The 21,789-nt window shown below is 73.3% G+C and carries 14 protein-coding genes; 4 read left to right on the plus strand and 10 right to left on the minus strand.

Going from position 1 to position 21,789, the window contains the following annotated elements:
- Positions 1 to 60 precede the first annotated feature (60 nt).
- The 10 genes from JO379_RS31150 to JO379_RS31195 form a co-directional block, all read right to left on the minus strand.
- Positions 61 to 2,052, minus strand: a complete 1,992-nt coding sequence (locus JO379_RS31150) for a TOMM precursor leader peptide-binding protein (protein WP_130880362.1) — start codon at positions 2,050 to 2,052, stop codon at positions 61 to 63.
- On the minus strand, positions 2,049 to 2,804 hold the full coding sequence (locus JO379_RS31155) for an ABC transporter permease (protein ID WP_130880363.1): 756 nt from the start codon (positions 2,802 to 2,804) through the stop codon (positions 2,049 to 2,051). The genes JO379_RS31150 and JO379_RS31155 overlap by 4 nt, the downstream gene beginning before the upstream one ends.
- Positions 2,801 to 3,721 carry an ABC transporter ATP-binding protein gene (locus JO379_RS31160; protein WP_209518074.1) on the minus strand — a complete coding sequence of 307 codons (921 nt, stop codon included), beginning with the start codon at positions 3,719 to 3,721 and terminating at the stop codon, positions 2,801 to 2,803. The genes JO379_RS31155 and JO379_RS31160 overlap by 4 nt, the downstream gene beginning before the upstream one ends.
- Before the next feature lie 64 nt (positions 3,722 to 3,785).
- Complete coding sequence (locus JO379_RS31165; protein WP_245381597.1) at positions 3,786 to 4,982, minus strand: peptidase M50; 1,197 nt, start codon at positions 4,980 to 4,982, stop codon at positions 3,786 to 3,788.
- Positions 4,979 to 6,028 (minus strand): lantibiotic dehydratase C-terminal domain-containing protein, encoded by a 1,050-nt coding sequence (locus tag JO379_RS31170; protein WP_209518076.1) that lies wholly within the window; start codon positions 6,026 to 6,028, stop codon positions 4,979 to 4,981. Before JO379_RS31170 ends, JO379_RS31165 begins: the two co-directional genes overlap by 4 nt.
- A gap of 1 nt (position 6,029) precedes the next feature.
- On the minus strand, positions 6,030 to 8,741 hold the full coding sequence (locus tag JO379_RS31175) for a lantibiotic dehydratase (RefSeq protein ID WP_209518985.1): 2,712 nt from the start codon (positions 8,739 to 8,741) through the stop codon (positions 6,030 to 6,032).
- A 121-nt stretch (positions 8,742 to 8,862) separates the two neighbouring features.
- A complete protein-coding gene (locus JO379_RS31180) occupies positions 8,863 to 10,461 on the minus strand; it encodes a SagB family peptide dehydrogenase (protein WP_209518078.1) in 1,599 nt (532 codons plus the stop codon).
- A gap of 68 nt (positions 10,462 to 10,529) precedes the next feature.
- Positions 10,530 to 12,479 (minus strand): TOMM precursor leader peptide-binding protein, encoded by a 1,950-nt coding sequence (locus JO379_RS31185; RefSeq protein WP_209518080.1) that lies wholly within the window; start codon positions 12,477 to 12,479, stop codon positions 10,530 to 10,532.
- A complete protein-coding gene (locus JO379_RS31190) occupies positions 12,466 to 14,700 on the minus strand; it encodes a TOMM precursor leader peptide-binding protein (protein WP_209518082.1) in 2,235 nt (744 codons plus the stop codon). Before JO379_RS31190 ends, JO379_RS31185 begins: the two co-directional genes overlap by 14 nt.
- An 89-nt stretch (positions 14,701 to 14,789) precedes the next feature.
- Positions 14,790 to 16,658: an AfsR/SARP family transcriptional regulator gene (locus JO379_RS31195; RefSeq protein ID WP_209518084.1), complete on the minus strand. Its 1,869-nt coding sequence runs from the start codon at positions 16,656 to 16,658 to the stop codon at positions 14,790 to 14,792.
- Between the two features lie 381 nt (positions 16,659 to 17,039).
- On the opposite strand from JO379_RS31195, the gene JO379_RS31200 reads away from it, so the two are divergent.
- The 4 genes from JO379_RS31200 (at position 17,040) to JO379_RS31215 (ending at position 21,786) form a co-directional block, all read left to right on the plus strand.
- Positions 17,040 to 17,816, plus strand: a complete 777-nt coding sequence (locus JO379_RS31200) for a helix-turn-helix transcriptional regulator (RefSeq protein ID WP_209518086.1) — start codon at positions 17,040 to 17,042, stop codon at positions 17,814 to 17,816.
- A 252-nt stretch (positions 17,817 to 18,068) separates the two neighbouring features.
- Positions 18,069 to 19,337 (plus strand): phenylacetate--CoA ligase family protein, encoded by a 1,269-nt coding sequence (locus tag JO379_RS31205; RefSeq protein WP_209518088.1) that lies wholly within the window; start codon positions 18,069 to 18,071, stop codon positions 19,335 to 19,337.
- Positions 19,334 to 20,653 carry an MFS transporter gene (locus JO379_RS31210; RefSeq protein WP_209518090.1) on the plus strand — a complete coding sequence of 440 codons (1,320 nt, stop codon included), beginning with the start codon at positions 19,334 to 19,336 and terminating at the stop codon, positions 20,651 to 20,653. The genes JO379_RS31205 and JO379_RS31210 overlap by 4 nt, the downstream gene beginning before the upstream one ends.
- Positions 20,650 to 21,786 (plus strand): GNAT family N-acetyltransferase, encoded by a 1,137-nt coding sequence (locus JO379_RS31215; protein ID WP_130880373.1) that lies wholly within the window; start codon positions 20,650 to 20,652, stop codon positions 21,784 to 21,786. The genes JO379_RS31210 and JO379_RS31215 overlap by 4 nt, the downstream gene beginning before the upstream one ends.
- The last annotated feature ends 3 nt before the right edge of the window (positions 21,787 to 21,789 follow it).

The following is a 21,789-nucleotide window of genomic DNA, read 5'->3' on the forward strand; positions in this document are numbered from 1 at the left end:
GCGCCCGGCACAGCCCTCTGCGACAGCAGGGGGCTGTTTCGCCGTTCCTCAGGGGAATCATCAGGGAAAGGGGTGCGGCACCATACGGAGTTCGTCGTCGGTCAGATCGGTCGACCGCCATCCGGCACGCCGGAAGGCGGACCGCATGCGCGGCATGCGCGGCGCCCGCTGTCTGGACCAGCCGAAGTCGATCGGCAGCAGCCCGGGGACGACGGTGGAGACGGTGGTCAGCCCCATCCGCTCCTGCTCGGGCGAGGTCTGGTCGACGACGATGACATCGAAGCCCGCCCGTACCAGCTCGTCCCGGCACAGCAGCACATCGTCCCGCAGGTCCCCCGAACGCGGCCGGACCGACTGCCAGTCGCGGTAGACGTCCCCGAGCGGCCGTACGGCCACGGGCTCCAGATACTCCCGGGCGTGGGCGGCCATCTCGGGAAGGCCGAACAACCGGGCGTGGTGGGTCAGGTGCCGCACCCGGGAGAAGTCCCGTGCCATCGCCTCCAGCTCGGCGCGGTCCTCCTCCACCTGCCGGTCCAGATGCGGGATGTAGCTGAGGACCTCGGAGAGGGCCGCCTCGACGGCGTCCTCCGGATCGAGCCGCGCGCCGGCGGCGAAGGAGAGGGTTCCCGGCCCGCCGTCCCGGCGCACGGCGAGCCCGGTGACGACGGGCACCGCCAGGTCCACCCGGTTGTCGAAGGCGTGGACGTCGTAGCCCTGGAGCGCGGCCCGGGCGGTCATGGCGCGCACCGCCTCGCTCCGGCACGAGTCCAGGTCGATCTCGGTGAGGCGGGCCCGGCCGTACCAGGCCAGCAGGAACGCGTCCCGCTCGATGAGTTCCAGCAGTCCGAACAGGACGGCTTCCTCCGGACAGCTCCCGGTGGCGCACCCGTTGGAACTCTCGAAGACGAAATTGTCCGACGCGAGCCCGGCACCGTAGTGCACCAGCCGGGTGGGGACCCAGACTGGGCGCTCGTCGCGCAGCGAGTGGCCGCGGACCCAGGGGATCGTCCGCGCCGGGTCGAAGGGGGCCACCATCGGGTCGTCCCGGTAGGTCTGCGGTGCGTAGGTGCCGCACTCGCGCGGATCGACGGCGTGTTCGCCGCGGGAGCGCAGACCGTCGTAGGAGTCCTCCACCACCTGCCCGTCGCGCCGCCGGTGGATTCCCGCGTACCGTTCGAGCCCCTCCAGGAACGCCAGATCGCGGCTGGCCGCGAAGGAGTTCGCCTGGCCGCTCCAGGTGACGTCGGACAGGCCCGCGTAGGTGCGGACGAAGACACTGCCCGCCACCGGCGCGGTCGTCGGTGAGGTCACATTGAGCCAGGTGCCCTCGCCCAGTGCCCCGCAGACCGGGTTGGCCAGGGCACCCGTGGGCATCGGGTAGGACCTCGCCGGCCGCAGCCGGTAGCGGTCCGGAGCGGGCTTGGGCCGCGAGCGCAGGAGCGCGCGGGCCGCCTCGGACGCGGCGGGGGCGGCAGACGCGGGGGGCGGGCAGTACGGGCACTGCGGCTCGGCCAGCAGCGGCAGCGTCGTGACGCGCAGGGTCGCCAGATCGACCCGGGAGACCTGCGGCAGCGGGAGGTCGGCGGCGGTGTGCCAGTCACCGGCCGGCCGCCCGGCCGCCACCGGACGGCCGGAGTGCAGGACCGCCTCGTACACCGCCCACACCGCGTCGACGGCGAAGTCCGGCAGGGCCGGCCAGTCGCCCACCGGGTGCGGGGCGGTGCCGACCTCCAGCGCGTCGCGCTCGGACCGGGACCGCAGCCGCTGCCAGCGCCGGGCCAGACAGCCGCCGCACGCGGCGGTGGCCGCGTCCGTCGCGCCCCACGGGCCGATCAGCACCGCCTGCGCGGTGAGGTGGACGTTCGCGCCGCCGCGGGCGGCGCCGTACGGGTCTCGTTCCGGACGGAACGCGTCCGCCGCGCCGAGGGGGACGACGACCGGGGGGTGCGAGGCGGCGCCTTCGGGGCGGGCGTCGAAGCGTGCGGTGAGCGCCCGCCGGAGATGGCGCCCGGCCTCTTCCAGCGGCGCGGGGGTGGGGGCGTCGGTGCTCATGTGTCGTTGCTCCAGCGGAAGGTCCTCATGGCCAGCAGCCCGAAGACCAGGGCGAAGACGGCGAGTCCCGCGCAGGCCAGACCGGTGCTGCCGAGACCGGCACGGCCGGAGACCGCCGCCGAGATGCCGTCGTTGAGATAACGCAGCGGCAGCACCCGGGAGAGCGACTGCAGCCACGAGGGCATGGCGTCGATCGGGAAGAACGACCCGGACAGGAAGGCCATCGGCACCATCACGCAGTTGGCGACCGCCGCCACCGCCTCCGGCGTGTTCGCCCGGGAGCCGATCACCATGCCGATGGCCAGGAACGCGGTGATGCCCAGCACCAGGACCGGCAGCGCCAGCGGCCAGGTGGAGCTCGGCCGCAGCCCGAACACCGGCAGCATCGCCACGCCGACGAACAGCGCCGCCTGGACCACGCCGATGACCAAGGCCACCACATAGCGGGACGCGAGCACCGAGGTCAGCGGCGTCGGCGACATCCGGATGAGCCGCAGCAGATCGTCCTTGCGCCACTGCATGAGCGTGAACGCCACACCGAACACGGCCGCGTTGCCCACCCCCCAGGACAGCACGCCCGGCGCGATGTAGTCGATGTAGCCACGGCCGCTCTGCTCGACGGTCTGCCCCCGGAAGATCAGCCCGAACACCACCAGGAAGATCAGGGGAAAGGCGAAGGTGAAGAAGACCGTCGTCTTGTCGCGGACCGAGGCCCGGTAACTGGCCGCGGTCAGTGCGCCGTACGCGCTCATGCGTGCTGCTCCGATCCGGTGAGTTCGAGGTAGACGTCCTCGAGGGTGGCGGTGCGGGTCCGGACCCCGTCGAGGCCCGCGGCCTCGCCGACGGCGGCCAGCACGGGCCCGGCCGCGCGGGTCTCGATGACGACCGAGTCGCCTTCCACGCAGACCCGGTCGACTCCCTCGATCCGCTCGGCCCGCTCCACCGTGAGGCGGTCGGCGGGCACCAGCAGCCGGGTGGGTGCCTTCGCCGCGCCGACCAGCCGGCCGGGGGAGTCCAGGGCGACCACCGAGCCCGCGACGACGATGGCCACGCGGTCGCACAACGCCTCGGCCTCGTCCAGATGGTGTGTGGTGTAGACGATGGTGCGGCCCTCGCCCTTCAGCGCGCGCAGCACCTTCCACAGATCGCGCCGCGCCTGCGGGTCGAGGGCGGCGGTCGGCTCGTCCAGGAAGATCAGTTCCGGGCCGTGCACCAGCGCGGAGGCAATGGCGAGGCGCTGCCGCTGTCCGCCGGAGAGCACCTCGACACGGATGTCGGCCTGGCCGAGGAGACCGACGAGCGACAGGGTCCGCTCCACCCCCTCCCGCCCGACGCCGTACAGCGCGGCGACCGTCGACAGGTGCTCACGGGCCGTCAGACGGGTGAAGAACGCCGAACTCTGGGTCTGCACGCCCAGGCGCGGCAGCAGTGCCCTGTTCCGCGGCCAGGGGGGTAGGCCCAGGACCGATACCGAGCCGGAGTCCGCCTCGCGCAGTCCCTCCACGATCTCTATCAGCGTCGTCTTCCCGGCGCCGTTGGGCCCGAGCACACCGAAGAACTCGCCGCGCCCCACGGTGAGCGAGATCCCGGCCACCGCCTGGACGTCTCCGTACCGCTTGCGCACGTCCTCGAGCACGATGGCGGGCTCGTCCGGCCTTGCTTGTGTCATGTGGTCCTCGACTCTGGAGCGATGAAAAAACCGGGGTGGTTCCGGAAAAGGGTGGGCAGGCGGTTCAGCGGGCTGGGCCGCGGCGGGCCCAGGGGCCGGTCACCGCGACCAGGACGGCGACCAGCAGGGCGGGGACGACGGCGGCCGGCACGCCGTAGCGGTCCGCCAGAAAGTGGTGACACAGCAGCACGAACCCCACGCCGCTGCCGCCGACGAGCGCCACCGACCCGACGCCGTAGGCGGCGTAGGCGATCCGTGCCCCGCGCGGGTACGCGCCGACGCCGGGGCCGCGCCGCAGGACACGGGCGGACAACAGGCGCAGGAAGCGCCGGCTCTCGGTCGCGTAGTCGGCCATGCCCAGCGCGTGGGCGAGCATCCGGTAGCCGTCCAGCGGGGGCAGGGGCACCAGATTGACCAGCGCCTGTGCCGTGCCGAGGGTCAGCAGGCCCGCCACGGCGGCGCGCACCGGGTCCCCGGCGGGCAGCACGCCCCACAGCGCGGCGAAGGGCAGCAGGAACAGGAGGTTCATGACGGTGCCCGCCACCGCGGTGGCCACCTGTGCCCACCGGGTGCGCAGATACAGGTAATTGCCGACCTCGCAGTACATGAACACCATGGGCAGGTGCCAGCGCAGTCCGATCTCGCCGACGGTGCCCCCGAAGTGCCGGGCGACCACCCCGTGCGCCAATTCGTGCAGCGCCGTGCTCACCCACAGCAGGCTGAACACCGCGAGCAGCGGCACCGGACGGCTCAGCAGCCAGCCCGTGTCCCGGACGAGCCCCTCCAGGTGCAGGACGAGTGTGGCCTCCATGGCCCCGACCAGCGCCAGCACCGGCAGCAGGAAGCGGGCGGACAAGGCGAAGCCGGTCGCCCGGTACAGCCGCTCAGTGGTGGCGGAGGCGTCGGCGACCAGCCGGAGCTTGCCCTTCCACAGCGTCGGGCGGGGCGGCGGCTCCACCGGCGCGGGGGCGACCGGCTCGGCGCCCACCAGCAGACCGCGCTCCCACAGAAGCCCCAGCAGCCGCCGCCAGTGCGCCTCGCCCAGAGCGCGCCCGAAGTGCCGCGCGTACTCCTCGCCGATCCCGTCCAGGGTTCGCTCCCCGTCGAGGCGGGCCATCAGGAAGTACTCCTTGGGCCCGACCTCGAAGGACTTTCCGCTCGCCGGGTCCTTCACCACATGGATGCGGGCCGTCCCCCGCCGCATCCCCGGGCTGAGCAGTACCTCAGGGCGGAGCGCCGGCCGCCGCGCCGGCACGCTCATCGCCCGGCCTCCGCGGGCGGCGCGCCCTCGCGCAGCGCCCGCCCCAGCACGTGGGACAGATAGGCCTCGTCGCGGATCGTCACATGCAGCCGGTTGTTGGTCATGTGCATGTACGGCGACAGGAGCAGCGGCAGCGACACGGCGGGGTCCGTGATCCGCTCGTCCCGGGTGCTGTCCCAGGAGCGGAAGACCAGGCCCTCGCCCGTGGTCAGGGCGGTGGCGCGGTCGCGCAGTTCGCGGCAGTGCCGGGCCCAGCCGCTGAGGAAACCGGGCAGCCGGCCCGTCCCGCCGTCGCCCACCGCCGCGCGCACCGCGTCGAAGCGCCGGCCGAGCCCGGAGCCCATCGACGCGTACGCCCGGTCGTAGGCGTCGGAGCCGATGAGGTCGGTGCCGGAGAACGCCTTGTGCCAGAAGGCGTGATAGCGGTCCAGGTAGTCGATCAGCTCCGCCCGGTCGGGCAGGAAGACACCGGCCATCACCATCATCAGCTGGGCCGCCGTGCCCAGCCGGACCGTCCGCAGATGCAGATTCATCTCCCGCACCGCGTCGATGACCAGCTCGCTGGAGTGCTGGAAGTGCCACTCCGCGAGCTCCACCCCGGCCGGGCCCCCGTATTTGCCGTACTCCGGCTCGTACGGCTCACGGCTGAAGCTGTTGTTCGGGCGCAGCCGCATCCGGCCGTCGGGGGCGAGGAAGCCGCCCCGCTCCTCCTCGGCGAACTCCAGCTCGAACAGCGTGTTGTAGAACTCGTTGAGGAAACCGGAGGAATCCACCTCGTACAGCGCCGGACGTTCCCGCAGGAAGCGGCCGACCGCCCGCTCGGCACGCGCGAGGACCTCGTCCGTGGCCTGTGCGGTCGCCGGTCTCAGGCGCAGCCGTACGTGCGGGCCCTCCAGCCAGTAGTTGATGAAGAAGTGGCCCGCGAGCAGTCCGTCGGCGGTCAGCTGGGCCAGGAGCGGGCTGACGCACTGGATCAGCAGGGGCCGCGGGTTGGCGGCGTAGTGGATGTGCAGGGCCTGCCACTCGCCCGTGGTCGTCTCGGGCATCTCAGTGCACCGGTTCCTTTCTGTCAGCCTTGTCAGCCCGGTCAGGCCCGTTGCGGGTGGTGCGCAGGGTCTCCACGGCCAGCTCGGCCACATGACGGCCGGCACCGGAGGTGACGTGCAGCTCGTTCTCGTCCGGCAGCGCCTCGCGGAACACCACCCGGTCCATTTCGCCGCCCTTGAGCAGGCCGTCCAGGGCGGTGAGGGAGAGATAGCTGTCGAAGTCGACGTAACTCGGCTTCGCCGGGGACGACGCACGGGCCCCGCCCGCAGGGGAGACCGTGGCGTACACGCGGCGCGGCACCCCGTGTGCGCGCCGCCACCGCCGCCAGTCCACGAACCACCGTGCCTCGTCCACCCGCGCGGACCACTGCGGCAGGGCCCCCGCCACGGTGGTCCAGCTGCGCCTGCTGAGGACGACGCCGCCGTACCGCACCCGGGGCCGGTGGGCCACGGCGCTGCCGTCACCGCCGGTGGGTACACCGCCCCAGACGTCGAGCGGGGCCATGGAGGTGGGCGAGAGCAGCAGCAGGGTGCGGGGGATCTCGGGCAGTGCGAGCGGTACGAGATAGCCGAGGTAGACCGGCACGACCTCGCACCCCAGCCGCCGGGACTTCAGGACGAGGCGGTCGGTGGCCGCGTCGTGCTCGACCGAGAGGTCGTCCAGATGGATGTGACTGTCTGCCGGACCCGATCCGGTCTCGCCCGGGCAGACGATCTCGTAGTCGGTGAGCCGCCCGTGCAGATTGAGATTGCTGGTGACCGACCCGCCGGTGATCTCCGCGAACACCGCACCCCCGGGTGCCGTCGCGGCCGCGGCCCGCCGGAGCCGCTCCGTGAGACCGCCCTCGCCCGGGTAGCAGTGCGTGAAGCGGCTGAAGGGAAACGCGAGCCCGCCGTAGGACTGGTTGAGCACCGCCAGCGGGTCACCGTCCCTCCGCACCAGCTGGACGAAGTGGCTCTGTGGGAGGAAGTCCGGTGCCACGGGCGCGAGTTCGGCGGCGACCGCGTCGAGAAGGCCGGTGTCGAGACGGACCTCCTCGGCGTCCCGCGCGGTGTCCCACACACCGCGCATGCCCTCCACCCACCGGGTGCGGGCGCGGTCGACGGCGGTGATGCCCGGCAGCGCGAGCCAGTTGGCCTCCGGGACGTACGCGCCGTCCTCGTCGAAGGGTTTCCGGCGTGCGGTGAACGTCAGGTACTGATCGTAGAAGTCCTCGTGGAAGTCGTGAACGAGCTTCAAGAGGTCCGTGCAACGGCCGCCGCTGCCGTAACGGGCCACGAAGAAGCCCTTCAGCGTGATGCGCTGCGGCAGGGTCAGATCGAAGGCGGGCAGGATCCGTTCGACCTCCCGCAGCGCGTCCAGCGCGCCGGACGCGCCCGGCGGCCCCGGCGCGCAGGTCACGTCGGTGTGCCCGGCGGTGACGTCCTCGTACAGGAGGGTCTGCGGAAGCCCCGGGGACGAGGGTGTGTGGTCCCCGCCCAGGTCCCGCTGAATGCTCCGCAGCGCGTCCCGCAGTTCCGCCAGCAGCTCCCGGCGGCGGGCGAGAGTGGCGGTGGCGTAGCCGTCGACGCAGGCGAGGGGCCGGCCCAGGGCGTCCGCGAGGCGGTCGGCCCAGGGGCGGTCGAGGGCCCGCAGCGCGTCACGGAAGGAGCGCAGCGGGTCGGTGCTGTGGACGTCGGTGCGCAGACACGGTACGTGCAGCATGCCGAGGTGCAGCAGCGCGGCGAGATAGCGCTCGCTCTCCTCGGTCCCGGCGCCCTGGTCGTCGCTCAGCCAGTGCACCAACTCGCCGTACCGTAGTGCGGGCCGCTGGGCGAACAGGCCGAGCAGCCGCTCCAGCGTTCCGCTGCGGCGCAGGAAGAACAGCTGGTCACCCGCCGCGTCGAAGGTGACGGCCGCCTGGTCGTCGCCGGTGGTGACCTGGCGCCGGACGTAGCGGATCCGGTCGTCGTCGAGCTCCCAGCCCGAGGCGAGGGAGACCGGGAGGTCGGCCCGCCGTCCGGGCTCGGCGGCTATCAGCTCGGCCAGCCGGGCCAGGGCGACCACATTGAGCCGCGGATGGCTGTGCCACGTGTCGGGGACGAGGGTGGTCTCCTCGCCGCCGGTGACCAGCTCGCCCGGTGCCACCGCGGTGAAGGTACTGAACGGGCTGGTCTTGCATGCGGTCCGGTAGAGATAGGCCAGGGCGGAGCGCTCGACCTTGCGCAGCCGCTTGTCCGGCGGGGCCGCCGGGTCGTGGGCCGCGTAGGCATCGAGCCTGCCCTCCAGCGTCGGCGAGGCGAGCAACAGCCCCCGCCGAAGCCGCTCCTCACCGATCAGGCGCCGCAGCGCGGCCCGCGTCCGGACGGTTTCCTCGGCCAGCACGGGCCCGCCGGCGGCGTGGAGTTCCGCCAGCCGCCGCCCGTCGCGCAGCCAGTCGGCCACCTCGCCCGCCAGCGTGCCGCCGGGGTCGGCACCGGCCACCAGGGCCACGGCGGCGTCGCCGTCCCTCGGCGGGCGCCCGTTGAAGAGCCGGCGGCGCAGGCCCAGCAGCCCGCGGCGGTCCCCGTCATTGAGGGTGTCCTTGACCAAGGGGTGCAGCAGGTCGCTGAGTTCGGCGCCACGGGCCAGCAGCCGGTCCTCCTCGCGCAGCACACGGTCCGCCCACCGGCTGCTGTCGGGACAGCGCAAGGCAGCCACCGACGCGATGGGCAGCCCGGCGACGCGGAGCATGAACTGCCGGCGGAGGACCCACGACGCGCGGTCCGCGTCCCGGGCCGTCGGGGTGCCGGGGGGTGTCACGGCGGATGTCACGGCGGGGGGTGCCACGGCGGTCTCTCTCCTCCTGCCCACGTCAGGCGATCTCGTAGCGGAAGTCGGCTGTGCCCGGCCGCTCGTGACCGATCAGCATGACCAGCAGCGGTGCCTCACCGGTCGCCGCGAGCCCCAGTTCCTCGACGAAGGAGAGGTTGTCGAAGCCGAGCGCGACCCCGCTGCCGAGCCCCAGCGCGGTGGCGGTGGTGTAGAAGGTCTGGGCGACCGCCCCGATCGTGGCGTTCACCAGCCGGTACCCCCGGTCACCCACCGCGTCGAGCACCGCCGTGGTGCGCACGGCGGGGACGACGACGGCCCCGGCCTGCTCCAGGTTGTAGTTGGACAGGAAGTAGTTGCGCTGGAGGAAACCGCCCGGCGGACCGGGCTTCACCAGCACCAGCTCCCCGGTGTCGGGGTCGTAGGCGTACGCGCCCGGGGCGACGGACCGCACATGGTTGACGAAGACGTACAACCGGGTCAGCCGCGCCCCGCCCGCGCCGTCACCGGCGTCGCTGTCGAGCGACGCGGCCGCGCAGGCGGCCAGCGCGGCCGCCAGGTCCTCGCCCTCGACGGGGCGCCGCGCGTCGAACCGGCCGAAGCTGCTGCGGCGCCCGCGCAGCGCCTCGCGCACCCGCATCTCCGGGGGCCGCGGCTCCGGCAGGGCGAGGCGTTCCCCGCCGGGCACGGCCGCCACCGCGGCGGGCAGCAGCGCACCGGCGGCCGGGCGGGCCGTCGCGTGCTCGGCGGTCGCCGCCTGGATCCGCCGTACGGTCTCGAAGGTCAGCACCCGCCGGGAACGCTCGCTGTCCCGACGGCGCACGGACGGGGCATCGCCGGGCACCGCCGCCGGGCGGGCAGCCGCGGGGCGGGTCCGCTCCCAGCGGAGCGGGACGACCGCGAAGACGCCCTCCTCCTCGATGGACACCCCGAGCAGCCGGCCCAGCCGCTCCTCGTCGAACCACAGGGCGGGCTCGACCCGCAGCCCCCGGGCGCGCGCCCAGATACGCCAGGTCTGCAGGACGGCGCCGACGTCCATGCTCACCGCGTGCATGGAGAAGCTGTTGTATTTGAAGGAGTTCTGCCAGAACTTCACACCCAGGACGAGGAACTGGTCGCAGTCCCGGTGGAGTTCGGGGTCCCCGAGCACCTCGCGCACCTCGGCGCTGACGTCGCCCGCCAGGAGGCGCTGCATCGCGTGGTGGGTCGTCGAGTAGTGGTACACCCCCGGGGTCAGAGGACCGGAGGCACCCGACACCCAGTAGACGGTGACGGGGTAGAGGCCGCCCCCCGACGCGGTGCCGCGGGAGAAGTTCGCATCCGTGTAGCACGGCAGGGACGGCAGATCGGTGTTGGCCTGGACGCCGAGGCGGCGGCCCACCCGGCCGTAGGAGTCCAGCAGCATGCCGCCGAGCAGCGGCAGCGTGAACAGATCGTCCCGCTCGGCACGGTCCGGCAGGACACCGGCCCGCACGGTCGCGGTGGCCGGGCAGTCGCCCTCCGGCAGCGGGAAGGACTCGGCCCCCGGATAGAACTTGCCCTTGCGCGGCCGGTCCGACCAGTCGGGCACGAAGCTGACGGGTTCCATGTGAACCCGGCCGCGCTGCATGATCGCAGCCGCGTATTCATGGGCGAAACCCATGGGAACTCCTTGTCTGGGGGTTGTCGGTCGTGAGCCGGTGGTCGCGGGCGCGACGGGACGCCGCGGGGTCACGGGAAGGGGTGCGGGGCGGGGTTGAGCTCACCGGGCAGCAGCTCCCGCTCGCGCAGCCCCGCCTCGTACAGGGCCGTGCGGGTCCGGGGCATCCGCAGCGCCCGCTGGCGCCGCCGGCCGAAGTCGATGGGGACCAGCCCGGGGACGAGGACGCTCACCGTGTGCAGCCCCAGGTCCCGCTGCTCCGGCAGGGTCTGGTCGACGACGATCACGTCGAAGCCCGCCGCGGCCACCGCGTCGACGCAGGTTCCCACGTCGGTCGCCAGGTCGGCCGAGACCGGCAGCACGGGCCGCTGCCGACCGTACAGCTCCGCGACGGAGAGCTTCGGCGGCCGGGGCGCGCCCGCCGCACCGAGCAGGAACGACGCGTGGTGCGCCATCTCCGGGAGCCCGTAGACGAGCGGATGGTCGTGCAGCGCCAGCACCTTGTCGAAGTCGGCGGCCATCGCGCGCAGCCGCGCCCCGTCGCGCTCGGTCCTGCCGCGCAGATTCACGGCGTCGGTCGCGATCTCGCAGAGCCCGCCGCTGATCGCCGCCTCCGGGTCGAGGCCCGCCCCCGCGCCGAAGCACAGGGCGCCGGGCCCGCCGTCCCGGCGGACGGCGACCGCGGTCACGACCGGGATGGGGAACGTCACCCGGGTGTCGAAGAACCGCGCCTCGTACCCGTACATCTCCAGCCGGTCGACCATCTGCCGGGTCCGGGGGTCGCGGCTGGAGCGGGGGTCGATCTCCGGGAGCGCCGCCCGGCCGTACCAGGCCAGCAGGAAGGCGTCCCGCTCGATCACCTCCATCAGCCCGAAGTAGACGGCCTCCGCGAGACTGCCGCCCGAGGCACAGCCGTTGGAGCTCTCCTGCACGAAGCGGTTCTCCAGGCCGGGTGTGCCGTAGTACGTCAGTACCTCCGGCACCAGCACCGGGCGCCGGTCCCGCAGGGAGTGACCCCACACCCACGGAATGCGCCGGCCGGGGGAGAAGGGCACCACGTGGGGGTTGTCGCGGTGGAACGCCGGGTCGTACAGACCGCACACGCGCGGGTCCAGCGCGTTCTCGCCCAGCGACTCCCAGGAGGCCACCACCCCGGTCGCCTTGGCCCGGGCCCGCATGCCCGCGGCCCGTTCGAGCCCCTCCAGAATCCCTACGCGCTCACTGTGCGCGTAGGAATCGGCGTGGCCGCCCCAGAACGTCTCCCGGAGGTAGGAGCCGGAGCGCAGCTCGAAGCATCCGACGGTCGCGGCGGTGGACGCCGAGCCCACGTCGTGCACGACGGCGGGGCCGAGCGCGCCGCAGACCGGGTTGGCGAACGCATCCGCCGGCAGGTCGTACGTCTCGATGCCGCGCAGCCGGAACGAGCCGGGACGGTGCTTGGGCGTCGGCGGCAGCTCCACCGCCGCGGCCCGCGGGCTGTCGGGGACGCGCCGCCCGCAGCCGGGGCACTCCGCGTCCGGCACCAGCAGCCTGCGGCTCACCCGGAGCGTCTCCAGGTCCACGAGGTGGACGGCGGCGAAGGGCCCCTCGCCGGCTGCCCGGTCGGCTGCCCGGGCCGACACGATCAGCGCGGCGATCGCGTCGGCCGCGAACGGTGTCGCGTAGGGCGCGACGCCCGCAGCCCGGGTGCCGGAGCCGAGCTCCAGGGCGTCGCGCAGCGAACGCCGCCGCACCGACTGCCAACGGCGGGCCAGACACCGCGCGCAGGGCCGCCGCTCGCCGCCGGGGCGGGGGAGCGGACCGACCAGCGCGTGGTGACCGTAGAGCAGCACGGGCACGGCCGCCGGGTCGGACGGCGCCGACGGCCCGGCCGTCAGCTCGTCGCGCACGCCCAGCGCCGACACCTCCACCTCCACCGGCTCGCCGTCCCGCCCCCGCAGCGCCCGCCGCACGGCGTCGCCCAGGGCCCGGCAGAACTCCGCCACGGGGCCGGGCGCTCCGGCGGCGTCACCGCTGGGCACGGGCCGCCCCCGAAGCGAGCAGCACCCGGGCCGTGGTGATGCCGCCGGCCGCCAGATCGGCCGGGCCGGTGGGCACGGCCAGGGCGTCCCGGCCCGTCGCCCGCAGCCGCGCGAGCACCGCCGGGTACGAGGTGCCCTCGGCGCCGCGGGCGGCACTCTCCCCGGTGACGGCCAGGGTCTCGGGGGCGAGGTCACCCAGCAGCGGGTCACCGGTGTCGGCCGACTCGCCCTCGGGCAGCTCCCGTTCGAGCTGGGCGCGGCCGAGCACATCGCGGACCGCCGCGGCCGCCGCGTCCCGCCAGCCGAGTTCCCCGGCCACCGCCCACAGCCCGGCCCCGCCGCGCGGGTCGGCGGCGCGGCACAGCAGGACGTGGGCCGAGGAGCGCGTCGACTCCCCGAGGTCCACCAGCTCGATACCGATGCCGAGGTTACGGGCGGAGGCGAGGAGGAAGACCAGCTCCGCGTCGTCCCCGACGGTCTCCGCCGCCACCCGCGTCACCTGCCCCGAGCCGCGTACCGCGTGCCCCAGGGCGTCGTGGGCGAGAGCGGACAGCAGCCCGCGGCCCGCCGCCGCGGCGGCCGTCGGGCCCGCGCCCGTACCGGCGGAGGTCGAAACGTACAGCCGGTGGCGGTTGTACGGGCCGAAGGTGCGCACGGCACCGGCCGGTACGAGCACCCGCTCCTCGGTGAGCAGCGAGGTCGCGGGGACCCAGTGCGTCACCTGGCCGGGGCCGGCGGGAAGGCCGCCGGCGACGGAGTACGCGGCGGGGTCCGGGGCGTGCTCCAGCTCGGCGGCGGTGACGTCCTCGGTGGCGCGGACCCCCTTCAGCGGGGCGACGTGTTCGGCGTAGACGGCAGCGGCCGCGTCCAGGGCCCTCAGCCGGGCGCCGGCCACCGTGTGGATGTCGAACGCGGCGATCTGCCGCCGCGCGGTGTGCCCGACGGACAGGCTCACGCTGCCGACCTTCAGCGGGGTCTGGGGCCAGGGCTCGTCGGTGAACCGGTGGAAGACACCGGTGTGCGGGCGGACCAGCGCCTGGCGGCCGTTGAGCTCCGCGAGCAGCGCGTCCGGGTCGACCTCCACCGTGACGGGGGCCTGCCCCGGCCCCGGCAGGGCCTCCAGGGCGAGGTCCTCGGGCGTCTCGTCGTGGGTGGCGCAGAACGGACAGCGCGGGTGCGGCAGCAAAGGCTCCGCGACGACGTCGAAGGAATCGGTGTCCTGGACGATGACCTGTCCGCGTGTCTCGGCGGGCAGCGCCCCCGTGGCGATCCGGAAGATCTCGTACCCGAGGAGATTACCGATCATCGCCGACAGGCTCCGGCCGGGCAGTTCGCCCACCGGCGCCCCGGCCGTGGGCAGGGCCAGCCCGCTCCACAGCTCGGCCGCCGCGCCCGCGTCGCCGTTGGCGCCCAGCCGCAGCACGGCGCAGGCCCAGCAGCCGGTGGTGCCGGATGCCATCAGCGGGCCGACGACCGCGTGGGAGCCGAACATGGAGGCGGGAAGCAGGTACGTGCCCTCGGGAACACCGGCCGTCAGCAGCCGCAGCAGCCGCCGGGGTCCGGCGGGCCCGCCGGTGACCACAACGGCGTCGTACGCCGCGAGGTCCGCCCAGCCGAGGTCGGCGTCGCCGTCACCGAGGACGCCGATCTCCACCGGGCAGCCTTCGGCGGCCAGGGCCGACGCCTCGGCACGGACCTCCTCGAACCGGTTCTCCTCGGTGTCGGCGCCGGGCAGGACGTCGATCGACGCGCAGCCGTTGCGCACGAGAGCGAGAACGCACCAGCGGGCCACGAGGTCGTCACCGAGCACCGCCACCCGCGTGTCCCGGAACCGCTCGAAGCGCCGGGGTGCGTCGTCGACGTAGTGGTCGACGTAGGCGAGCTGCGCGGCGAAGCGCCGGCCGACCTCGGGGGCGAGGGCCGTCGCCGCCTCGTCGGGGGCGGGGGCGTCGCGGGCGAACTTCCGCTCGTAGAGCGTCATCACCAGACGGGCGACCATGGCCCGCTGCTTCTCCCCGAGACCCCGGCAGATGTCCTCGACGCGGTTCTCGCCGCTGAGGTGCGGGACGACCAGGGTGGCGAAGCGGTAGGCGGAGGGGGAATTGAGGTGGAAACCGCCGTGCGCGTTGTGGAACAGCACCCCGTCGGGGGTCTCGGTGAAGAGCACGTCCCGGCGGATGCGGGGCCGGGTCCGGGCGATCGCCTCATAGGCTTCGGGCATGTGGAACACCTCTGTGGTCGGCGGCTACGGGGGGCACTTCGGGGGCAGGCGAGCGGGAAGTCAGGGCCAGTCAGGAGGAGCCGGGAGACTCAGGGGGAAGCCGCGGCGGTGGCGGCCGGCACCGCTGTTGGGCCGCCGCCGCCCGGCCGGGCGCGCGCGAACGCCCGGAGCAGCTCGTGCATCTGGTACTCACCGGCCGGCTCCTCCTCCAGCAACCCGGCGTCCACCAGCCGTTCCAGCGTCTCCTCGGCCTCCTGCGGCGCCACGCCCAGCAGCCGGGCGCCCAGCCGGGCCGTGAACCGCCGGCGGTCGCAGCGGCCGATCGCCAGGAACGCGTCGGCGAGGAGCGGGTCGAGCCGGTCGAGCGCGGTGGCGAACACCCTCGGCACCGACAGGCGCGGGTCGCCGGCCAGGGACAGCCGGGTGACCGGGTCGTCCCGCAGCCAGGCCGCGCAGTCCGCGACGCGCAGCCGCGGCCGGGTGAGGAGCCGGGCCGCCATGATGGTGAGGGCCAGCGGGAAGTGCCCGCACCCGGCGGCGAGCAGCCGCAGCGCGTCCGGCTCGGCCTCGGCCCGCTCGGTGCCCAGGACGGCGGCCAGCAGCCGGCAGGACTCCTCCTCGGTGAGGGTGTCGAGCCGGTGCGCCCAGCCGCCGTGCGCGGCGACCAGCCCGGCCAGGCCGAGACCGCTGGTGATGATCACCGCACTGCCGGGGCGGGTCGGCAGCAGCGGCCGTACCTGCTCCGCGTCGGTGACGTCGTCGAGCACGAGCAGCCGTCCGGCGCCGTGGTCCGGCGCGTCGTCCGCCCGGTGGTGCTCGCGCCGGGCGAGTGCGGACGCGATCTCGCCGGGGGAGCGGGGGGTGCCGTCGGGGTGGGACATCGGCACCAGGAACCGGCCGCCGGGGAAGGCGTCACGGGTCAGCAGCGCGATGTGCTGGGCGAGCGCGGTCTTGCCGATGCCGGGCGCGCCCGAGAGCACCACGGTGACGGGCCGGGAGGCACCGGTGGTGAGCCGGGTGACGAGGGAAGCCGTCTCGGCCGTCCGCCCGGTGAAGTGCGGGACGGGGGCGATCGGTCGCGCCGTCGGGGGTGGTGCTGCGGTCAGGGCGGCTCGTGCCTTCGGCGGCGCCGGCGGGACCTCGGCGGGCGGGAGGCCCGCTGCCGCGGCGGCAACGGCCGGGCCCTCCAGGGCGCCGCGGTCGTCGGGGACGGGCGGGCCGATGTCGCCGCCCCGCAGAATGGTCATCTCCAGCCGTTGCAGCGAGGAGCCGGGACTGACGCCGAGTTCCTCCCGCAAATATCCCTTGACCGCACGGTATTCGGCCAGCGCCTCGGCCTGCCGGCCGGACCGGTACAGGGCCTCGATGAGCTGTTCCCGGAACCGCTCGCGCGCCGGGTACGCCCGGGCCACGGTCCACAGCTCCGTGATGACCTGCTGGCACCGTCCCAGGGACAGTTCGATGTCACGGGCGCGTTCCACCGCCCGCAGCCGTTCCTCCACGAGATGCGGAATCTCGTCCCGGCGCAGCACATCGGAGGGCACATTGGAGAGGAAGGGGCCCTGCCAGAGGGCGAGTGCCTCCTTGAGCGCCCGGAGTTCCGTATCGGGATCCCCCGCGGCATCGGCGGAATCGAGCAGTTGCCGAAACCTCATGAGGTCGAGCGCCGCGGTCCCGATCGATATCCGATATCCGCCGGGGACCGACTCGATCAGCGCGTTGGCTATGCCGTACTTGAGGAAGATGCGCCGCAGCCGCAGCACGCAATTCTGCAGAGCCGCCTTTGCGGAGGCGGGTTGATCCTCGCCCCAAATCGCGCTCTGGAGGAACTCGGTGGACACCACGGAGTTATGGCGGAGCAACAGGGTGGCGAGCAGAACCGTCGGCTTCGAGGGCTGCAGCACGACACTGTCACAACCGTCGGTGATGCTCAACGGCCCGAGAACCTGGAATTGCATTCCGATGTGCCTCCGCGGATCTGTACGGCTTCGTGCTGCGCCCACGGCCACCGCATACCGGCTCGCACCTGCGGACATGTGGCCCAGCGGGAGGTGGGCGGTGCCCTGTGCCGCCAGAGTGTGCACCAGATCGTCCGCCACTCGCAGTACCGAGAGTGTCAGTGACGGTTCTATGCTCGATTGCTAAAGCAAATAAGTATTGGCATCAACTAACGCGCCCCTCATCCCCCTTGTCCTTTACTTGCCATATGTTGGCGTGTTCTGGTGTTGATCATGTAGAACCTGATCTGCGACGGCGAGCGAAGAGGGGCAAGCGGAATGACGGAGAGTCAAGGGTGCGTCACGGGATCGCGAGGGTTTTCGCGGCCCGGTGAAGAGCCCATGAGCCGACTGCTCCGCGCCTGGCGGGCCCGGGTCGACCGTGCTTCCATACCCGAGTTGCGGGGCCCCGGCTACCGGTCGAGAGGGCGGTTGTCGCAGGCGGACGTGGCCCGTCTGACAGGTGTGAGCGAAGGCTGGTACCGGGCATTGGAAACCGGTTCCCACCGCGATTTCTCCGACGCCTTTCTGTTGCGCGTCGCGGCGGCGCTGCGGCTGAACGGGACCGAGACGCTCACGCTCTTCCTCGGCGTCCTGGGGCGTCGGCCGCCCACCGATCCGCCGCCCGCGCACACCGCGCTCGACCCGGCCCTGCTCGCGCTGCTGCGCCACCAGGCGCCGCATCCGGCCTATCTCGCCGACGCCGCCTGGAACATCGTCGCGGCGAACGCGCCCATGGCCGAGTGGTTCCCCTGGGTCAAGGGGCCCCGCCCCAATCTGATGCGCTGGGGGCTCACCTCGCGGGAGGCCCGTGAGCAGGTGCTCGACTGGGAGGAGAGCTGCGCGCGGGTGTATCTGGCCACACTGCGCGTCGCGAGCTGTCAGGACCAGGGCAACACCCAGCTCCAGGAGCTGCTGCGGGAGGTCCTGGCCGCCGACGCCGTCTGCCGGCGGATCTGGGCGGAGGGCTATGAGGTCGCCGAACACCACGACGGCCGCCGCTTCCGGCTGCGCCTGCCGTGCCATCAGGGGGCGGAGGTCCTCGTCACCACCCAGATGTTCCTGCCCATGCAGTCACCGGGGCTGCGCTTCGTGGTCGTCACCCCGCTGACTCCCTGAGGTTCCGGACCGAGGTTCCAGAACGAGGCGCTTCCCATTCGTACACCGTTAAATCATTGCCAATTCAGGCCATCTGTGTAAGAAGCGAAGGAAAGTTTGCGGTATCTTCTTCGATGTTCCGGGGACGTGACCGCGCGTCAGTTCTGACGCCGTTGCGATCCCCGTCGAACACCGTAGGCAGGTGGCGGGCTCTGAGACCCGCCTTGCCGCGCACACTCCTGCCCTTCTCGTCTTCATCCAGACAAGGCCTTCATGCCCGTCCATCAGCTCTCGGACCTCATACGCCACGCCCGTCACCACTCGCCGTTCTACGCCGAGCTCTACGCCGACCTCCCGCCGGACGCGGACCGCCTCGCGGACCTTCCCGTCGTGGACCAGAGCGCGTTCTGGCAAGCCAACACCTTGCAGAACAACCGCGTATTGACCGCGCCCCTTGCCGAAGCGACCGTCTTCAAGACCGGCGGCACCAGTGGTGCGCCGAAGTTCTCCTGCTACACCCGGGACGAGTGGCGGGAGTTCGTCACCGTTTTCGGCCAAGGTCTGCTCGAGGCGGGGCTGCGCCCCGGCCACCGGGTCGCGGACCTCTTCTACGCCGGGGAGCTGTACGCCAGCTTCCTGTTCATCCTCGACTCGCTCGCGCACGCCCCGGTCGACAACGTCCGGCTGCCCATCGGCGGCGGCGCCCCGCTGGAGTCGACGATCCCCACCCTCCATGACTTCGCCGCACAGGTGGTGGCCGGTACCCCGACCACCCTGTGCCGGCTCGCCGAGCACCTGATCTCCATGGGCCGTCAGCTCCCCGACGTGGAGCTGCTGTTCTTCGGCGGCGAGGCGCTCTTCGACGACCAGCGCCGACTGCTGGCCGCCGCCTTCCCCAACGCCGAGGCCCGCTCGCTCGGCTACGCCAGCGTCGACGCCGGACTGCTCGGCTGCCCCGTGCCCGGACCGGACGCGCGGCTGCACCGCGCGTTCACCCCGCACTCCGTCGTCGAGATCCTCGACGAGACCACCGGCGAAGTGATCACCGAGCCGTACCGGCCCGGTCGCGTCGTCGTCACCAGCCTCTTCCGCCGCCTCATGCCGATCATCCGCTACCCCGCGGGCGACCGCGCGGAATGGACGGAGACCGAAGGCCACTTCCGCATCCTCGGCCGTGCGGAGGAGGGCGTCCGTGTCGGACCCGTCTCGCTGTACTCGCAGGACGCGCAGGCCGCCGTCACCGCCGCCGACACCCGGGGCCGCGTCATGGGCTCCCAGCTCGTGGTCCGCCGCTGGGACGGCCGCGACGGCCTGATCCTGCGCCTGGCCACCGCACCGGGCGACGACGACCCGGCGGAGCTGGAGGTCCTCGCCAAGGAGATCATCACCGAGCTGTACACGGCCCGGCCGCTGTACCCCGACAGCGAGCACGCCGGATTCGTGCACCCCCTGACGGTCGAGTGGGCGCGCCACCGCGACCTCGCCGTCAACTCCCGCTCGGGCAAGCTCGTCCGCGTCATCGACGAGAGGCCGACCGCATGAGCACCCCGACGACCGGCACCGGCCGCACCCGGCCGCTCGTGCTGCGCAACCGCGCGTTCGGCACCGTATGGCTCGGCCAGGTCCTCACCCAGGCCGCGGTGCGGATGTTCCAGGTCGGCGTGTCCTGGTGGCTCGTCGCCTACGCCGTGTCCAGCGGCCGCGGCCTCGCCTCGGGTCTGTTCATGGCGGTCAGCACCCTGCCCGCCGTGACCCTCGCCCCCGTGGTCGCCCGGGCCATCGCCCGCTTCGCGCACCGCTCCCTGCTGCGCACGGCGGCCGGCGCCGCCGGTGCCACCGCGGCGGCGCTCGCCCTCTGGGCCGGCACGAGCAATCTGCCGCTCGCCGCCGCGTACGCCGCGACGCTGGCGCTCGCCACCTGCCAGGCGTTCTTCGACCCCTGTCTGACCACCTCCGTGCCCGAACTCGTCGACGACGAGGACATCGAGGCCGCGACCGGCTTCGAGCTGTCCACCCAGTCGCTGGCCAGCCTCGGCGGGGCCCTGCTCGGCGCCCTGATCGTCGACCGCGCCGGGGTGGCGGGGCTCGCGGTCGGCTGCGCCACCGCCTATCTGTGCGCCGCGGCACTCATCGCGACCGCGCGCTTCCGCACCGCGCCCGCCGAGGGCGCCGAGGCAGCGGAGGCGACCGGGGAAGGCGCCGAAGCCCGGCGGACGCTCCGACAGGTCCTCGCCGACCTGCCCTTCGTCCGCAAGATCCTGGTCTGCTTCGCCGCGGCCAATCTCTTCACCACCGCCGTCTTCGTCATCATCCCGCTCTACACCAGGTCGTCCCTCCAGGGCGGCGGCGGCACCGTCGCCCTGCTCGAGGCCTCCCTCGGCGCGGGCACCCTGATCGGCTCCTTCACCGGCGCCCGGGTACCCGGCCGCCCCACCGTCGTCGGCTCGCTCTGCCTGGGCACCATGGCCGTCGCCCTCGCCCTGCCCGGCCTGATCGCCGAACGGCCCGTCATCGCGGGCTGCCTCGCGGTGGCCGGCTGGTGCGTCGGTGTGATCGGTGTCCGCTTCGTGGCCCTCTTCCAGCGACTGGTCCCCACCTCCGACAAGCCCGCCTTCTTCGCCGTCATGCAGGCCCTGCTGGGTGCGACGTTCCCCGTGGCCTCGCTGCTGTTCGGCCTGCTCGGAGACCATCTCTCCGCGCAGACGCTGTGCCTGATCCAGGCGGCCGGGCTCGTCCCCGCGGCCTGCGCCCTGGCCCTGCTGCACGAGAGCGCCACCACGACCGACACCGAGGCCGCGGCGGCGGACGCGCCGGCGTCCGGGAGCCGGCCGATGGCCGACGCGGGAGGAGCGCGATGACCGCCACGATCGACACGGCGACCCCCGCCGACATCGCCGATCTGCGCCAGCTCTACTACGCCGTCTACGGACCGCACTACCCCGTCGCGCTCGGCACCGACCCCGCCGAGATGTCCCGCCTCATCGCGGACCCGCACTCCCTCTGGCTGGTCGCCCGCTGCCCGCGGACCGGCGGCCTGGCCGGATCGGCGGCCATCCGCGGCGAGGCCGGCAGCCGCACCGGCAAGCTCGAGGGCCTCGCCGTCCACCCCGATCACCGGGCGGCCGGACTGGCCGGGACGCTGACCGAGGAGTTGTGCGCGCGGATGCTGGACACCGGGCGGCTGGACTCGGTGTACGCGACGGTCCGTACCGTCAGCGTCGGCCCGCAGCGCGTCGTCTCCCGCAACGGCTTCCGGCCGATGGGCATCCTGCCCAACGCCGTGGACCTCAGCAGCCGTGAAAGCCTCGCACTCTACGCGCGTCACTCCGCCGGGGTACTGGACCGCCGGCTCCCCGTGCCCGAGGTGCCCGCACCGCTGGCACCCCTGCTGCGCACCGTCGAACGCAGCCTCGGCATCAGCTACGCCAGCACCGAGGCCACCGCCCCGCTCCCCGCGCCCGCCGGACCGACGGCCACGCCGCTGGAGATGATCGAGGCACCGGCCTTCGTCCGCCGCCGCTTCACCGAGCGCTTCCCCGACGCCGCCCAGTGGTTCTACCCGCTGCACACCCCCAATGTGCTGCTGATGCCCGACGACGGCCGCTTCGAGGTGTACGCCTACCTCAACCGCACCGGCGGCTACTGCGCCCTGGTCGCCGCGCACCCCGGCCCGGCCGACGCGGCCGCGTGGCTGGAGCCCATCACCCGGACCCTCACCCGCGCCGGCGCGGGCTACGTCGAAGCCCTGCTGCCGCTGTCCCAGCACGGCCTGCTCTCCGCCTGCCTCGCCCAGGGCTTCATCCCGAGCGCCCTCTACCCGGCGATGCGCCCCGAAGGCGACGGCTTCACCGACTACGTCGTGATGACCCGGACCACCGAGCAGATCGACTTCCGCGGCCTGGCCGTCGACGAGCCGCTCCAGCCCTACCTGGACGCCTACGTGTCGGCCTGGGCGTCGACCTACCTGCCCACACTCGAGGTTGCCCCATGAATC

Source organism: Streptomyces syringium, from assembly GCF_017876625.1.
Taxonomy (GTDB): domain Bacteria; phylum Actinomycetota; class Actinomycetes; order Streptomycetales; family Streptomycetaceae; genus Streptomyces; species Streptomyces syringius.

Coding starts and splice junctions, on each gene's coding strand:
- JO379_RS31200 (WP_209518086.1), top strand. CDS start 17,040: ATGAGCCGACTGCTCCGCGCCTGGCGGGCCCGGGTCGACCGTGCTTCC.
- JO379_RS31210 (WP_209518090.1), top strand. CDS start 19,334: ATGAGCACCCCGACGACCGGCACCGGCCGCACCCGGCCGCTCGTGCTG.
- JO379_RS31165 (WP_245381597.1), bottom strand. CDS start 4,982: ATGAGCGTGCCGGCGCGGCGGCCGGCGCTCCGCCCTGAGGTACTGCTC.
- JO379_RS31150 (WP_130880362.1), bottom strand. CDS start 2,052: ATGAGCACCGACGCCCCCACCCCCGCGCCGCTGGAAGAGGCCGGGCGC.
- JO379_RS31180 (WP_209518078.1), bottom strand. CDS start 10,461: ATGGGTTTCGCCCATGAATACGCGGCTGCGATCATGCAGCGCGGCCGG.
- JO379_RS31215 (WP_130880373.1), top strand. CDS start 20,650: ATGACCGCCACGATCGACACGGCGACCCCCGCCGACATCGCCGATCTG.
- JO379_RS31175 (WP_209518985.1), bottom strand. CDS start 8,741: ATGCTCCGCGTCGCCGGGCTGCCCATCGCGTCGGTGGCTGCCTTGCGC.
- JO379_RS31170 (WP_209518076.1), bottom strand. CDS start 6,028: ATGCCCGAGACGACCACGGGCGAGTGGCAGGCCCTGCACATCCACTAC.
- JO379_RS31155 (WP_130880363.1), bottom strand. CDS start 2,804: ATGAGCGCGTACGGCGCACTGACCGCGGCCAGTTACCGGGCCTCGGTC.
- JO379_RS31205 (WP_209518088.1), top strand. CDS start 18,069: ATGCCCGTCCATCAGCTCTCGGACCTCATACGCCACGCCCGTCACCAC.
- JO379_RS31195 (WP_209518084.1), bottom strand. CDS start 16,658: ATGCAATTCCAGGTTCTCGGGCCGTTGAGCATCACCGACGGTTGTGAC.
- JO379_RS31190 (WP_209518082.1), bottom strand. CDS start 14,700: ATGCCCGAAGCCTATGAGGCGATCGCCCGGACCCGGCCCCGCATCCGC.
- JO379_RS31160 (WP_209518074.1), bottom strand. CDS start 3,721: ATGACACAAGCAAGGCCGGACGAGCCCGCCATCGTGCTCGAGGACGTG.